At 60.2% G+C, this 15,807-nt stretch carries 12 protein-coding genes; 3 read left to right on the top strand and 9 right to left on the bottom strand.

What is annotated here, in order from left to right:
* Nucleotides 1–147: 147 nt before the first annotated feature.
* The 4 genes from ilvC to miaA are packed head-to-tail and all read right to left on the bottom strand — an operon-like array spanning nucleotide 148 to nucleotide 4,521.
* Nucleotides 148–1,167, bottom strand: a complete 1,020-nt coding sequence (gene ilvC / locus AA0535_RS00215) for a ketol-acid reductoisomerase (RefSeq protein ID WP_264813861.1) — start codon at nucleotides 1,165–1,167, stop codon at nucleotides 148–150.
* The gene (gene ilvN, locus AA0535_RS00210) at nucleotides 1,167–1,694 is read right to left on the bottom strand and encodes an acetolactate synthase small subunit (protein WP_264813860.1); all 528 of its coding nucleotides are present in this window, start codon (nucleotides 1,692–1,694) and stop codon (nucleotides 1,167–1,169) included. Before ilvN ends, ilvC begins: the two co-directional genes overlap by 1 nt.
* Nucleotides 1,694–3,490 carry a biosynthetic-type acetolactate synthase large subunit gene (gene ilvB, locus AA0535_RS00205; protein WP_264813859.1) on the bottom strand — a complete coding sequence of 599 codons (1,797 nt, stop codon included), beginning with the start codon at nucleotides 3,488–3,490 and terminating at the stop codon, nucleotides 1,694–1,696. The genes ilvN and ilvB overlap by 1 nt, the downstream gene beginning before the upstream one ends.
* 32 nt (nucleotides 3,491–3,522) lie before the next feature.
* Nucleotides 3,523–4,521 (bottom strand): tRNA (adenosine(37)-N6)-dimethylallyltransferase MiaA, encoded by a 999-nt coding sequence (gene miaA, locus AA0535_RS00200; protein ID WP_264813858.1) that lies wholly within the window; start codon nucleotides 4,519–4,521, stop codon nucleotides 3,523–3,525.
* 41 nt (nucleotides 4,522–4,562) lie between these two features.
* Between miaA and serB the strand changes: the two genes are divergently transcribed.
* On the top strand, nucleotides 4,563–5,453 hold the full coding sequence (serB, locus tag AA0535_RS00195) for a phosphoserine phosphatase SerB (protein WP_264813857.1): 891 nt from the start codon (nucleotides 4,563–4,565) through the stop codon (nucleotides 5,451–5,453).
* 30 nt (nucleotides 5,454–5,483) lie between these two features.
* Here serB and AA0535_RS00190 read toward each other — a convergent pair whose 3' ends face one another.
* From AA0535_RS00190 to AA0535_RS00170, 5 genes are read right to left on the bottom strand one after another with little or no spacing between them, the layout of a single operon-like run.
* Nucleotides 5,484–6,740, bottom strand: coding sequence for an NAD(P)/FAD-dependent oxidoreductase (locus AA0535_RS00190; protein ID WP_264813856.1), 1,257 nt, complete (start codon nucleotides 6,738–6,740; stop codon nucleotides 5,484–5,486).
* Between the two features lie 22 nt (nucleotides 6,741–6,762).
* Nucleotides 6,763–8,190, bottom strand: coding sequence for an aldehyde dehydrogenase family protein (locus tag AA0535_RS00185; RefSeq protein ID WP_264813855.1), 1,428 nt, complete (start codon nucleotides 8,188–8,190; stop codon nucleotides 6,763–6,765).
* Between the two features lie 42 nt (nucleotides 8,191–8,232).
* Nucleotides 8,233–9,561 (bottom strand): amino acid permease, encoded by a 1,329-nt coding sequence (locus AA0535_RS00180; RefSeq protein ID WP_264813854.1) that lies wholly within the window; start codon nucleotides 9,559–9,561, stop codon nucleotides 8,233–8,235.
* Between the two features lie 36 nt (nucleotides 9,562–9,597).
* Nucleotides 9,598–10,005: a tautomerase family protein gene (locus AA0535_RS00175; protein ID WP_264813853.1), complete on the bottom strand. Its 408-nt coding sequence runs from the start codon at nucleotides 10,003–10,005 to the stop codon at nucleotides 9,598–9,600.
* A gap of 37 nt (nucleotides 10,006–10,042) precedes the next feature.
* A complete protein-coding gene (locus AA0535_RS00170; protein WP_264813953.1) occupies nucleotides 10,043–11,395 on the bottom strand; it encodes an aspartate aminotransferase family protein in 1,353 nt (450 codons plus the stop codon).
* Between the two features lie 228 nt (nucleotides 11,396–11,623).
* Between AA0535_RS00170 and AA0535_RS00165 the strand changes: the two genes are divergently transcribed.
* Both AA0535_RS00165 and AA0535_RS00160 read left to right on the top strand, forming a co-directional pair.
* Nucleotides 11,624–13,045, top strand: a complete 1,422-nt coding sequence (locus tag AA0535_RS00165; RefSeq protein ID WP_264813852.1) for an aminotransferase-like domain-containing protein — start codon at nucleotides 11,624–11,626, stop codon at nucleotides 13,043–13,045.
* 510 nt (nucleotides 13,046–13,555) lie between these two features.
* Nucleotides 13,556–15,739 carry a TonB-dependent receptor gene (locus AA0535_RS00160; RefSeq protein ID WP_264813851.1) on the top strand — a complete coding sequence of 728 codons (2,184 nt, stop codon included), beginning with the start codon at nucleotides 13,556–13,558 and terminating at the stop codon, nucleotides 15,737–15,739.
* Nucleotides 15,740–15,807 lie beyond the last annotated feature (68 nt).

Genomic DNA, 15,807 nt, shown 5'->3' with positions numbered 1-15,807 from the left:
GAACATGATCCCCACATCGAACGCCGTACGACGGCGTTGCGATAGCCAGGCATTATCTGAGCTTCTGCGACGCATATTCCCGCCAGGTAATAAAAAAGGGGGCCAAGGCCCCCTTTTCCTGTGCTTTCTTCCGAAAGGGAAAAGAACTCAGTTCTTGGCCTTGTCGACCAGCTTGCCCTTGGCAATCCAGGGCATCATGCCACGCAGTTTTTCGCCGGTCTTTTCGATCTGGTGAACGTCGTTGCGCGCGCGGATAGCCTTGAAGCCGACGCCGCCCGACTGGTTTTCCAGAATGAAGTTACGCACGAAGGTGCCGTCCTGAATATCGGTCAGAACGCGCTTCATCTCGGCCTTGGTTTCAGCCGTCACGATACGCGGGCCGGTGACATATTCACCGTATTCAGCCGTGTTCGAGATCGAGTAGTTCATGTTCGCAATGCCGCCTTCGTAGATCAGATCCACGATTAGCTTCATTTCGTGCAGGCACTCGAAATACGCCATTTCAGGCGCATAGCCGCCCTCGACGAGCGTTTCGAAACCGGCGCGGATCAGCTCCACGAGACCACCGCAAAGCACAGCCTGCTCACCGAACAGATCGGTTTCGACCTCTTCCTTGAAGCTGGTCTCGATGATGCCTGCGCGGCCGCCGCCATTGGCCGAAGCGTAGGACAGGGCGATTTCAAGCGCCTGACCTGTTGCGTTCTGGGCAACAGCCACGAGCGACGGCACGCCGCCACCCTTCTGGTACTCGGAGCGGACCGTGTGACCGGGGCCCTTCGGTGCCACAAGGAACACGTCCAGATCGGGGCGGGCTTCGATGATGCGGAAATGGATCGACAGACCGTGAGCGAAGACGAGCGCCGCGCCATGCTTCAGGTTCTTCTCGAGCGAGTCCTTGTAAAGCGCGCCCTGGCCTTCGTCAGGCGTCAGGACCATCACGACATCGGCCCATGCAGCGGCATCGGCGGGGTTCATGACCTTGAAGCCAGCGCCTTCTGCCTTGGCAACAGCCGAGGACTCAGGACGCAGGCCGATGACCATATCGGTCACGCCGCTATCCTTCAGGTTGTTGGCATGGGCATGGCCCTGGCTGCCGTAACCGATGATGGCAACTTTCTTGCCCTTGATCAGGCCCAGATCACAGTCACGATCGTAATAGACGCGCATCAGAAAGACTCCTCGATGGATTGAAAGACTTCGGTACCACGGCCTATAGCGGCGATTCCGGTCCGGGACACTTCCGCAAGACCAAGCGGTTGCATCAATTCGACGAAAGCATCGATTTTCTCGGCACTTCCCGTCAGTTCAAAAACGAAAGACCCTGCCGTCGTATCGACAGCATGGGCGCGGAACGCCTGGGCAATACGCATACCCTCGGTACGCATCTCGCCCTTGCTGACCACCTTGATCAGGGCCAGCTCGCGCGCCACATGCGGACCGCTCTCGGTCAGATCGCGCACCCCATGCACCGGGATGAGACGATCGAGCTGCGCCTTGATCTGGGCGATCACCATCTCGGTGCCAGACGTCACGATGGTGATGCGCGACAGATTGCGCGAGGCATCGATGGCAGAGACGGTAAGGCTTTCGATATTATAGCCACGTCCTGAAAACAGACCGACGACGCGGGCCAGGGCACCGCTCTCGTTTTCGATCAGAACCGCAATGACGGCTCTCTGGATATCCTGTGCCATCAGACCAGCATCATGCCTTCTTGTGTAATCCGGGCTGCATTGGACTCCTGATCGGGGCCAAGCAGCATCTCGTTATGCGGGGCGCCCGACGGAATCATCGGGAAGCAGTTTTCATCCTGCGCCACACAGATATCCGCCACGACCGGGCCGTTATGGCGCAGCATCTCGTCAATCACGCCATCCAGCTCACCCACGCAGGTGGCGCGCAGCCCCTTGCCGTGAAACGCTTCCGCCAGACGAATGAAATCAGGTAGCGCCTCGCTATAGGATTGTGAGTAGCGCGAGCCATGCAGCAATTCCTGCCACTGACGCACCATGCCCATATAGCGGTTGTTCAGGATGAACAGCTTCACCGGCAGGCGATACTGCGCCATCGTGCCGAGCTCCTGAATATTCATGAGCGTCGACGCTTCACCGGCAATATCGATCACCAGCGCATCGGGATGCGCCACCTGGGCGCCGACCGCCGCAGGCAGGCCGTAGCCCATGGTGCCGAGACCGCCAGAGGTCAGCCAGCGATTGGGCTTGTCGAACTGGAAGTGCTGCGCCGCCCACATCTGGTGCTGGCCGACTTCCGTGCTCACGAATGTGTCGCGACCCAGAGCCTGCGTGGCTTCATAGAGACGGCGAATGGCATATTGCGGGCGGATGATGGCGCTCGGGGCCTGATCCTGCACAAAGCCGAAAGAATCCAGCGCGCGCCAGCCCTCGATCTGCGCCCACCAGGGGCTCAGATCCTGCCCTTCGCCATCCCAGGCGGCCAGAAGCGCCTCGATCGTGCGGCCGACATCACCAACCAGCGGCACATCCACGCGAATAATCTTGTTGATCTGCGAGGGGTCGATATCGGCATGGACCTTGAACGAATTGGGCGAGAACGCATCCACACGCCCGGTCACGCGGTCATCAAAGCGCGAGCCGAGCGCGATCAGCAGGTCGCAGCCATGCGTGGCCAGATTGGCCTCGTAACTGCCGTGCATACCCAGCATGCCCAGAAACTGACGGTCGGTCGTCGGGAAAGCGCCCAGACCCATCAGCGTCGACGTGACCGGGAAATTGGTACGGCGCGCCAGCTCCCGCAGACCTTCCGCAGCCTTGGGGCCCGCATTGATCACGCCGCCGCCCGTATAGAGAAGCGGGCGCTTGGCGCGCTTCATGGCCGCAATGGTCTGACGGATCGCCTCGCCATCCGCATCGAGATTCGGACGATAGGGGCGATGCAGGCGGCCCTCACCCGGTGCGGGCAAAGGCGCGTTGCCGACCGAAATATCCTTGGGCAGATCGATCAGAACGGGGCCAGGGCGACCGCCAGCAGCCACCTCGAACGCCTCACGCACGATCGGCGCCAGATCCTGTCCGCGACGCACAAGGTAGTTGTGCTTGGTGGCAGGACGCGTGATGCCCGTCGTATCGGCTTCCTGAAACGCGTCATTACCAATCAGCGCCGTCGGCACCTGACCGCACAGGCAGATGAGCGGGATGGAATCCATGAGCGCGTCGACCAGACCGGTCACAGCATTGGTGGCTCCAGGGCCGCTGGTGACCAGCACCACGCCCACCTTACCGGTCGAGCGCGCATAGGCCTCTGCCGCATGAACGGCGGCCTGCTCATGGCGCACCAGAACGTGGCGGATATGATCCTGCTTGAACAGCGCATCATAGATGGGCAGCACCGCGCCGCCGGGATAGCCGAAAATGACCTCGACACCCTGCTCCACAAGCACGCGCAGGAGCACCTCGGCACCATTGAGCGGCGCTGTCGAAGTTTTTCCGGTCTGCTGTGTTGACGCGTTCATGTGAGCGCACCCCTTTCATTGAGCGGGCGGGTTTATGACGGTGGCGAGGATTCGTCAATGGCGGATTGTATGAAAGTTGCGATATTTTCGAATTCTCTTTTCGAAAATTGCGTACTCTCGTTATATCTTTGCAAGGAAATCATGCAATCCTGCTCTGCGCCCAGCGCATGGTGGTTGAACCACGTCGCCTGGCGTCGTGTGTACTGCCCCGTGGCAATGACCGCACGGCGTATCGCTTCTGCCTCTGACATGGTTCCGGCAAGAACGGCGCTCAGTTCGGGCACACCATGGGCACGCATGGCAGGAAGAGACGGTGAAAGGTCCCGCGCCACAAGGCGTTTGACCTCGTCCATTGCTCCAAGCGCCATCATGCGTGAGAACCGCTCTGCGATCGCCTCGCGCAATGCCTCGCGCGGCGGATGAAGCCTGACGGAGACAAAGCGAAACGAGGCCGGTGGCAGCCCGGGCCGGGTACGCCAGTACAACAGCCCGTGCCCGGTGCCGTGCAGCACCTCCAGCGCACGCGCCACGCGCTGTCCGTCGCCGGGTTTCAACGTGCATGCCGTCTCCGGGTCATCGCGCATCAGAAGCGCATGAGCGGACTCGCTGCCCTGTTCACCCACGAGCGCGCGCGCCCAGTCGCGCGCGGCGTCGCCGGGATCAGGGACCTCGACCAGCCCCTCCAGCAGCGCGCGCAGATACATCCCCGTGCCGCCACACAGGATTGGGAGTCGCCCTTGGGCACGAGCCGCTTCCATTTCCTGCAACGCAACCTCGCGCCACCAGGCCACACTGCCCGGCTGTGCAGCGTCGAGCACGCCATAGAGTCGATGCGGCGCGCGTGCCTCGTCCTGTGCATCGGGGCGTGCTGTCAGCACATGCAGATCGGCATAGACCTGCATGGAATCGGCATTGATCACGGTGCCACGAAAGCGCTCGGCCAGACCCAGCGCCAGCGCCGACTTGCCGGAACAGGTCGGTCCCGCCACAATAAGGGCCATAGGGGCCAGGGCAATCGGAGCGTCAGCCATTCTGTCTTGTTGTCCCAAGCGTTTCTACCTGATGGGCCAAGATGACCTTACCTTACGTTCTCGTTCTCGTTGCCGACCCTGCACAGGGCACCCTGTCCAAAGATGCCATCGACATTGCGCGGAACATGGTCAAGGGCAAGAATCCTGTCGTTCTCTCCTCGGGCGAAGCCGTCGAGATTCCCTGCCCTGCTCCTGCACCCGGCGCACCCACCATTGCCACCATCCGCGCAACACTGGCCCGTCATAAGGTGGATGCCCTGCTGGTCAAGACACGCGGTCGCCGCAAGGCCGTGCTGGTGGCCGATATGGACAGCACTATCCTGAACGGTGAGACCCTCGATGAGGTCGCCTCTCTGCTGGGCGTAGGTGACGATGTCGCCCAACTCACCCTCGATACGATGAACGGAAAGCTGGATTTCGAGGACTCCCTGCGTACCCGTGTGGCTCTCCTCGAAGGTAAATCTGCCGCCTGCCTTGAGGAGGTATGGCAGAACTCGACCCTGAACACGGGCGCACGCACACTGGTCCAGACCATGAATGCGCATAACGCGCGCACGGCGCTCGTTTCGGGGGGCTTCACCTATTTCACGAGTCGCGTGGCCGAACAATGCGGTTTTGCCGAGCATTACGGCAATGAATTCGAGATTGTGGACGGTATCTTCACCGGCAAGCTGGCTGCCCCCGTTCTGGGCCCCGACAGCAAGGAAGAGCATCTCAACCGCCTTCTCGAGGAGCGTGGTGTGAAAGCCTCAGCCGCTCTCACCACGGGCGATGGGACCAATGATCTGCCCATGCTCGCCGTGGCCGGTCTGGGCATTGCCTATAAGGGCAAGCCGAAAGTGCGTCAGATGATCGATATGCAGGTCAATCATTCGACCCTGCGCGCGCATCTTTTTGCCCAAGGGTACCCGGCAAGCGTTTTCGTATCCTGAGTTCATCAGGGGTCATGGCGGGCTGCGCCGCTAACGGCGCAGCCTGTCCCTGATCCGCCCTTTGGCGATACCGGCCAGCACGCCCGCTTTCCAGGCGAAATGGAACGGGATCGGCCTGATGCGGGTCTCCGGGAAGAGCGACGCCCCACCCTGCGCCATCTCTGCAAGATTGAGCCCCATAAGCGTGGCCATTGCCACGCCACGGCCATTATAGCCCAGACAGGCAATCAGCCCCGGCTCAGGCCGATGCAGATGGGGGTAATGGTCCATCGTCAGGGCAAGCTGGCCATTCCACCCGGCTTCCCACTTCTGTCCGGCAATGGCAGGCCAGAGTTTCTCTGCGCGGGCAATCAGATAGGGAAAAGCCGCAGCGCCTCGCAGTTCATGCGAGGCCGAACGCCCGCCCATCAGCAGCCGTCCTTCAGCATCGACCCGATAATAGGTGGTGATTTCTCCCAGCTCGTAAAGCGACTCACGCCGGGTCAGCAGGGTTTCACGCAGATTCTGAGGAAGGGGAGCGCTGGCCACGATGGCACTGAAGACCGGAATGATCGAACGACGAAGCCTGCCCGTGACATGTCCGGAATAGCCATTCGTCGCGCAGATGACCTGCCTGGCTCTGACCGTGCCGCCCGGCGTGCTCAGGCGCCATTCCTCCCCATCGCGTTCAAGGGCAGTGACTGCTGAATGCTCATATATCGTCGCTCCAGCCTTCAATGCCGCGCGGGCCAGACCGCGCGTATAAGCCAGCGGATCGAGCTGACCACCCATCGGATCGATCATACCGCCGTGGTAGAGCGTCGTGCCGCTCCGCAGGGCGATTGCCTCTCTCGAGAGGACCGTGGCCGGATTGCCGAGAGCCTGACATTGCCGGGCGAGCGCCTCGAGCGGAGCCATCTGGCTCTCAGCCGTCGCCGCCCGTATCGTTCCCCCCCGTACCGCGTTGCAGGCAATCTCGTGACGCGCCGCGAGGTCGAAAACCAGATCCGGAGCGCCCCAGGCGCGTCGGACGAGCACATCACCACGCTCGGGGCCGAAATCCTGCATGACCTGCTCTGGCGTGGTCTTGAGACCGGGGTTGATCTGGCCGCCATTACGACCCGATGCCCCCCATCCCACCTCATGAGCATCGAGAACCACGACATCATGCCCTGATTCGGCCAGATGCAGGGCCGCAGAAATGCCTGTCAGACCCGCCCCGATAACCGCCACCGAGGCCCTTGTCGCACCGTTGAGAGACGTGAGCCCCAGTGTACCGGGTCTGACCGCATAGAGACTGGGGTTCATGTTCGCCCCTCCCATGACTGGCTCAGCCGCCATAACCGATCAGCGCGCGTATCTCGAGAAAATCGTGCAGCCCCCAGATTGAGCATTCACGTCCATTTCCCGATTGGCCGAAGCCGCCAAAGGGCGCCGCAACGGTCCAGTCCGCTCCGTTGATGTTCACGTTGCCCGCACGCAGACGGCGAGCCACTTTTCTTGCATGGGCCAGATCGCCTGACTGAACATAGGCTGCCAGACCATACACCGTGTCATTGGCGATATGGACGGCCTCTTCCTCGTCGTCATAGGCGATGATCGACAGCACAGGCCCGAAGATCTCTTCACGTGCAATGGCCATATCGGGCGAGACCTCCCCGAAGACCGTCGGTCGGACATAGTAACCGGTTTCAAGCCCCTCCGGTTTGCCCAGTCCCCCGATCACCAGCGTCGCACCGTCATCGATCCCTCTGGCGATCAGGGCCTGGATGCGGTCATACTGGATCTTGCTGACAACCGGCCCCAGCTGGGTATCCTCGTCAGCGGGAGAGCCCATGCGCAGGGAGGACACCGTCTGGGCGGCCAGCGCCATGGCTTCCTTCATTTGTGCGCGCGGCACAAGCATGCGGGTCGGTGCATCGCAGGACTGTCCGGAATTGCTCAGGCAGCCACGCACCCCACGCTGCACAGCCTCGGCCAGGTCTGCATCGGGCAGGATGATATTGGCGGATTTACCGCCCAGTTCCTGATGCACACGCTTGACCGTATCGGCGGCGAGCTTTGCAACAGCCGACCCGGCTCGGGTCGACCCCGTGATCGAGATCATGGCTATATCGGGATGCGCCGCCAGTGTGGCCCCGACGCCCGGCCCGTCTCCATTGACGAGATTGAAGACACCAGCCGGTACCCCGGCTTCGTGCAGGATCTCGGCAAAGACCAGCGCACTGAGGGGCGCCACTTCGCTTGGCTTCAGCACCATGGTGCAGCCCGCTGCCAGCGCCGGAGCCACCTTGCACATGATCTGGTTCATCGGCCAGTTCCACGGCGTGATCAGGCCGCACACCCCTACCGCCTCTCGCGTGATGTAGACATCCCCCTCCGGCCCCTCGAAGGAGAAGTCGCGCAGGACCTTGATCATTTCTTCCAGATGCGCGAGCCCTGCCCAGCTCTGGCTGTCACGCGCCCGCGCAATTGGCGACCCCATTTCAAGCGAGATCGCCTGCGCCATGTTCTCGCTGCGTCGCTTGTACACGGCGAGGATACGCTCGAGCACAGTCAGACGCTCCTCACGGGATGAACCCGACCATGCGGCGAAAGCCGCCTTGGCCGCAGAGACGGCACGCTCGACATCGATGTCATCGCCCAGGGCAATTCTGGCACAGGGCTGCTCGTTTGCGGGATTGATCACATCAATGCGGGTTGCGCCATGCGGAGCGACCCAGTGACCATTGATGTAGAATTCGAGAGCGTGGGACATGGAAAACGACAATCCTGCAAGCGGTGAGAGCGATGGGAGAAATCAACGTCCCGGTCGGGACAGGGAACAGACACGCCTTGGGGCCCTGCCCATGAGATGACGCAGCAGTGCGACGCATCCCGTCAGCATCATCGTGACCGTGCTGAGAGCGAGTTCATGTCGCGTATGGGCGACCATCGCCATCGCAACGAGTGCCCCCATCAGCAGGACAAGGGTCAGGAGAGGCGTCGCCCCCATTCCGCATAAACGGATCCGTGTCAGAACGATCAGGGCATTATGGAAAATGATCAGCGCGCCGGTTGCGCTGAGCAGAAAGGCAAAAACAGTATTGGGCGAGGCAATGGCGATGGCAGAAATGGCGAGCGCCGCCGCCGCGCTGAACAGCACGGCAATGCGTGGCGCCTGTGTTCTGGGGTCAAGACGCATGAACTGTGCCGGCGCGTCATCGACATCCGCCAATTCGAATAAGACGCGCGACGTTGCATAGAGCCCTGAATTGAGCGTGGAGAGCATGGCCGAAACGATCACGACCTCCATGGCGGCACTTGCGAAGGGGACATGCAGACGGTTGAGCACGAGCAGGAAAGGCGACTCACCCGGCACAATCTGCGACCAGGGCACAAGACAGAGAATGAGCGCCACGGAACAGAGGTAGAAGCCGACGACCCGCAGGGCGACGGCCCGTGTCGCCTTGGCGATATTGCGATCGGGGGCATCGGATTCGAGCGCGGCAATCGTCACGACCTCGCTGCCGGACATCGAGAACACGATGGCAGGAATAACTGCGAGCAGGGCCATCCAGCCATGTGGGACAAGACCTGCGGGGCTTGCGAAACTCTGATGGATTGCCCCGTCACCATGAAAAACAGCTGCAAGCCCGATCATGATGAAAAGCGCAATAGCCGCGATCTTGAGCATCGCAAACCAGTATTCCATCTCGCCATAGGCCTGGACCGCCATGAGATTGGCCGCCGTCATGGTCGTGAGAATGATGACCTCCACCGCACCGAAGGGCAGATGGACCAATGGGGCCAGCAAGGCAGCCGCGGCCATGATCTCGATGGCAAGAGTCGTGACCCAGACAAGCCAGTAGGTCCACCCGGTCATGAAACCGGCATGCCCACCGAGCGCATGGCGGATTTGGTTGACGAACGACCCATGTCCGGGGGCGCGCAGCGCTATGTCGCGCAGCATCAGATTGACCAGAAAGGTCATCAACCCGGCCAGAGCGTAGGACAGGAGCGCTCCCGGTCCTGCAACCGAGATCGGCGTCGAGGCCCCTATGAAGAAACCGGCACCGACAACACCTCCTATCGAGATCATGGCGATATGGCGTAGGCGCAGACTGCGGGCGAGCGCGTTTTCTGTCATGCACGATCCTTCATGTCCGGAATGTTCCGGATTCGGTCAGACTTCTACCGGAAGCGGGAGCTCTCCGGTCAGAAACTGGGCTCGACCGAAGCCGAACGACCAGTGGGCATCCCCGTTTTCAACCACTGAAATCATGACATCGGATGGGAGGATGCCACAATCCCTCTCGAGACGCGCTGTGAGCAGACGATAAAAATGCTCGACAGCCTGCTCTCCACGGGGGCGACTGAACATCTGCACGAGAATCATGGATTTCGTGCGTGGAATATCCAGACCGGTATCTTCCATGATCAGATGAGACGGCTTGTGTTCCGTTACAATTTGATAACGATCTCTGCGCGGAACCTCAAAGGCCTCGAGCATCGCCTCGTGCGCCGAATCCAGCAATTCCCTGATCTGGCCCGGGGAGCGTCCTTCGATCAGGTGAAAATGGAGCAGTGGCATGACGAATTCCTTGATAAATGAACAGCGTGCAGGAAGATCAGCGTGTGACTGTCGCGATCAGACGCCCCAGAATGCCGACCATGTCGCGCAGTTCCTGAGGCGTTGAGATGAACGGAGGGGCAAGCGAGACCGTGTCGCCTGTGCATCGCAGGAGCAGATTGTTCTTCAACCCCAGATCAAAAATCTCCAGACCCCGCGCGCCGGGGGCGCGAGGATCAGGCTCAATGTCGATGGCCGCCGCAAGACCGATATTGCGGATATCGAGGATACCCGGTGCGCGATCCAGATGATGCACTGCCTCCTCCAGCACCGGCTCCAGAGAAAGAGCACGCGTAAAGAGATCCTCATCCTCGACGATATCGAGCACGGCATTGCCTACTGCCGCGGCGAGAGGATGACCGGAATAGGTATAGCCATGAGCAAACTCGATGGCGTTTTCCGGACCGGTCATGAACGTCTCATAAATATCATGGCGAACCAGCACACCTCCCATCGGCACGACACCATTGGTCACGGCTTTGGCAAAGGTGATCATGTCCGGCACAACGCCGAAGCGCTGGGCAGCAAAGGGGGCGCCAAGACGACCGAATCCCGTGATCACCTCATCGAAAATCAGCAGGATGCCGTGCCTTGTGCAGATGTCGCGCAGGCGGTGCAGATAACCGAGCGGCGGCACGATGACACCGGTCGATCCCTGCACGGGCTCGACAATCACCGCGCCGATCGTGCCGGCATCGTGAAGGCCCACGAGCCTCTCCAGATCATCGGCCCTGTCGGCCCCTTCCGCTGGCTGTCCCCGCGAAAAGGCAGCCCCGGCCGGATCGTGGGTGTGCCGCAAATGGTCAACGCCATTGAGCATTCCTGCAGCGAACATCTTGCGGTTGGGAACAATCCCCCCGACGGACAAGCCACCGAAACCAACACCGTGATAGCCCCGCTCGCGCCCGATCATACGGAACCTGCCAGCCTCGCCGCGCAGACGATGATAGCCCAGCGCGATCTTGAGTGCCGTATCGACCGCTTCCGACCCGGAATTGGTGAAGAACACATGATCGAGCTCCTCGGGCGCCAGGGCAGCGATCCGGTCGGCCAGCCGGACTGTCGCCGGGTTGGTCATCTGGAACCCCGTACAGTAATCCAGCGTCTGCGCCTGTTCCTGCAGGGCTGCCACAATCCGTGGATGGCCGTGACCGAGCGGCGTGCACCACAGGCCCGAGAGAGTATCGAACAGCGCACTGCCATCCTGCGTGTGGCAGTAACTGCCTTTGGCCGAAACAATAAGGCGCGATTGCGGGTCTTTCCTGACGCGCCGATTGGCCGTGAACGGCATCCAGTACGTGCCCGTGGCCAGGCTGCGCGCCGGGTCGAATTCCGAGGGAGAGGATCCCATGATGCGGCTTTCCTGTGTCGCGACGCTTCGGCAAGCCAAAGCCGTCATGCGAGAATTCCGTGATGCCCACACTATTCCAATTGCGAAATGACGTTGTCTATATACAGTTCGGTTCTGGCCAAACGGATCCGTATTGCTGCACGGAGCGATACACTCCCGGGCTGTCAGAGAGATTTTGTAGTCCCTGCCGAAATACCCCCGGCATTTTTCAGACGGAAGCGACGTTTGATGATCAGGCTCGACCACGCCTCAGCGCAGCCACTTGTCGCGCAGATTGTCGATCAGATACGCGAACGCATTCTAGGAGGCACATGGCCGGATGGCACGAAACTGCCCTCCATCAGAAAATTAGCGACGCAAAGTGCCACTAGCCCCCTCACCGTCTCGAATGCGTATAACCGGCTCGTCGCAGAAGGGCTCTTACAGGCCCGTCGCGCCAGTGGCTATTTCGTCACCCATGAACCGCGTGTGGAAGAGACCCGGAAGGAGGCAGTGAGCCCTCTTCCTTCAGTCGATTCATTATGGCTGTTACAGCGTGCCTATGAGGGCGACGCCCGGACAATCCAGGCAGGTTGCGGCTGGCTGCCGGAACCCTGCCTTATGGGCTCGGGCATTCGTCAGGCGCTCAACAGCCTGGGCCGCCACGCAGACATACCGGGTATGGGTTATGGCAATCCCTATGGTCATGACGGGCTGCGCGAACAAATCGCACTCAGCCTTGCGCGTCAGGGAATAAACTGCCCGCGCAGCGGAATAATTCTCACCCATGGAGCCAGTCAGGCTCTGGAACTCTCAATTCGCAGCCTGACCCGCCCCGGAGATACCATTCTTGTGGAGGATCCTGGCTACTGCAATCTCTTTCCTGCTCTGAGGGCGCTGGGCCTGACGCTTCATGGGGTTCCCCGGCTGAAAGACGGTCCCTGCCTCGAAAGCTTCGAGAGATTGTTGCGCGAAAAACAGCCGAAAGCCTTCGTGCTCAACACGCGGCTCCATAATCCGACCGGGACTTCCTGCTCGGCGCCTGTCCTGCATAAATTACTCCGCATCGCCGAGGCCCATGGAATCCTGTTGATCGAGGATGATATCTTTGGCGATCTGGCACCCGATACCAGCCCGACGCTGGCCTATCTGGGCCAGCTCGATCATGTCATCCGGATCAGCAGTTTCTCAAAAACCATATCGCCCGGATTGCGTGTGGGATATGTCGCCACCGGTGCCGCGACGGCGCGTCATATCCTCAAGCTCAAAATGGCAAGCAGCCTTACGAGCGCCCATATCTCCGAAGCAATCGTGCATCACATTCTCGCCGATGGCCGTTATCGCCTGCATCTTGCACGGCTCCGGGAAAAGCTTTCCCTCCTGCAAGCCAGAACGCTCAGGCGCTTTGCGCGCAGCGGGCTGACACCGTTCTGCAAACCAGATGGCGGTATGTTCCTGTGGATGCGATTCGCCCAGGATCGCGATGTGCATCAACTTACCCGCGATGCGGCGCGCGCCAATCTCCTCCTCGCTCCCGGGGGGTATTTTTCGCCCGACAGCACGCCGTCGCCGTGGCTGAGGTTCAACATAACCCATTGCGACAGGCCCGAAGTTTTCGATTTCCTCACGCAATGGGCCGCACAGAATTCACCCCGATCAGCCCCTGCATGACATCGTTAATGCCCGAATTTCATCGGGCATCGCTCCCTCGCCCATTATTTCCACAAAAACGTTGCGTCTGCGATTTTATGCACATAGAGTTTGACAAAGGATGACGGCATGTCCGGACGGTGTTTTCTGCACGCCGCCGGTCCTGTCCGCATCTTCAAGATCAATGTGCTCTGACATGCGCGGCCTTTCTGTAACACCCGTTCGGAGGCTGGCTGGAGCGGATACGCTCGGATTGTTACGAACGCCAAACAAAATGGAACGGAAATGGTCAAAATAACCCGCCCCACCCGATTTGGTTCGCGATGTTGCGGTCAGCCCGTCTCCCTTCGCATCCTGCTCTGTGCTTCGGCGCTTCTGGCCGTTTTCCCGCGTCCCGGTGTTGCCGCTCCTCAGGGTGCTGCGCATTACGGCCAAAAGATTTCTTCCCATCGGGCGCACCCCGCCTCGCCCCGCACATCTCCCGGAAAACGCAATCCGGCGCGTGCCTCCCGCTCAGGAGGTAACGAGACCATGACGATCAGTGCCAGCCGCGTTGCCTCACGCGGCGCGGACAACGTGATTTCCAAAGCCGTCATGGCACAGTTCACCCCGGGAACCAGCGTCCTCAAGGCTGTCGATCGTCTGCCCGGTGTGAGCTTCAGTTCCACGGATCCTCTCGGCATCGATACCTGGGGATCGAGCATCTATGTGCGCGGCTTTTTCATGGATCAGCTCGGCGTGACACTGGATGGCATTCCGCTGAACGACCAGACCTATGAAAGCAATAATGGCCTGAATGTCATCCAGGCATCGATTTCCGACGATATCGAACGCTCGGTGCTCTCCGAAGGGCCGGGCGGGGTCAATGTCCCCTCAACCTCCACGCTGGGGGGAACGCTGGAATTCGAAACGACGGACCCCAAGGATAAAATGGGGGGCAAGATTTCACAGGGCTTCGGCACGTACAGCTCCTACCGCACCTATATTCGCGGGGATTCGGGTGTGCTCAACCCGAGTGGCACGAAGGCCTTCGTGGCCTATTCGCGCAGCGAGGAAGGTAAATGGATGGGTGGGGGCACCCAGTTCCAGCAGCAGGTCGACGCTAAAGTCGTTCAGCCTGTCGGCCATGACAGTGTGATCAAGGCTTTCTTCAACTGGAGCGATCTTCAGGAATGGGGCTATCAGGATACGTCGCTGGCCATGCTGAACACGCTGGGATGGCGGGTGCCGCATCTCTATCCGAATTACGCTCTGGCGACGGCCTATGCCTCAGGTGCGGTTTCCCTGCCCACTTCGGACGCCATTATCGCCAATGGTGATGAGCCCTATCTCTATGACGGCGGTCAGGCCGAGGTGGATTACACCGGTGGCCTCAACATGGATCTGGCCCTCACCGATCATCTGCGCTGGAAATCCACGCTCTATGGCACCAGCCAGACGGGCTACTACACCTATTCCGATTACAGCACACCGTCGGCGGGCACAGGGGCTCCCTTTTCCGAGGAAGTCTGGCAGACCCGGCAGGAACGTTACGGATTCACAACAGCTCTGAATTACCGGATCGCCAGGCATACGATCGACACGGGAGTCTGGTTCGAAAACAACAACCAGCAGGCCGATCTGTTCTGGTACAACGAACCGCTCCTCGGAACGGGTTCGCCGCTCAAGACAGTCGGGCCCTACGACACTTACGGTCCGGCTTTCCTGCAGGGCTACGGATTTGTCTGGCATACCAACACCTTCACCTATCATCTCGAGGATACGTGGCGCCCGCTCGATAATCTGCGTCTGACGGCCGGATTCAAATCGATGCTGTCGACCACGGCTGGCGGGGCGAATTACAATAATCCGGATTATACCGGCGCCGATGCCCTCCCTAATGGCAGCATGACCGCCTCCTCGGCGTTCCTGCCTCATGTCGGCGGCAGCTGGCATTTTCTGCCGCATCACGAATTCTACTTCGATCTCGCCGAGAACATGCGCAGCTATCAGGTGCTCCCCAACGGCGTGGGTAACGCGCTGTGGTCAGTGCAGGACCAGGCCACGTTCCAGCAACTTCGTCAGACCGTCAAACCCGAGCGCGACTGGGTTTATGCCGTCGGATATCGCTACACCGACAAATATGTGCAGGCGAGCCTCGCAGGGTATCACGCCGATGCCAATCATCGCTTGCAGGCAGCGACGGAAGGCACAATCACAAACCCCGTATCGAGCGTGGCCCAGACCAGCGTCCATACGAATGGAGTGGATGCCGCCGTAACGCTGACGCCCATCAAGGGCCTCGCCCTGTACAACAGCGTCAGTTACAATCATTCGACCTATGGGGGGAACATCACCACCGCCGATGGTGTCTATTTCACCAAAGGCAAGAAGGTCGTGAACTATCCTCAGTTCATGTACAAAGCGAATCTGTCCTATCGCTGGAAGGGACTCGAAACGCATTTCGACGTCCATTACTATTCAAAACGGTATTTCAGCTATACGAATGATACCTCAGTGCCGGGCTACTGGCTCACCAGTGCGGGGGCCAGATACAATGTGGGCAATTACGGCTTCGCCAAAAACATCACGATCGACTTCAACGTCTATAATCTTCTGAATTCCAAATATATCTCGATGATGGGAGAGAACGGCAACCCGATATCCGGTGATTACCAGTCTCTCGAACGCGGATCTCCCAAGCAGTTCTTCGGAACTGTCAGTACCGAGTTCTGACCTATGGACGGGCGGCTCCGGCGGGGTCGCCTCTGGATCACTCCCCTCACCATCGCGTTTCGCGTGCC

The sequence above is a fragment of the Asaia krungthepensis NRIC 0535 genome, from assembly GCF_025995175.1.
Classification (GTDB): domain Bacteria; phylum Pseudomonadota; class Alphaproteobacteria; order Acetobacterales; family Acetobacteraceae; genus Asaia; species Asaia krungthepensis.
The sequence above is the reverse complement of the archived record's forward strand: the minus strand, read 5'-3'. Positions and strand labels throughout refer to the sequence as shown.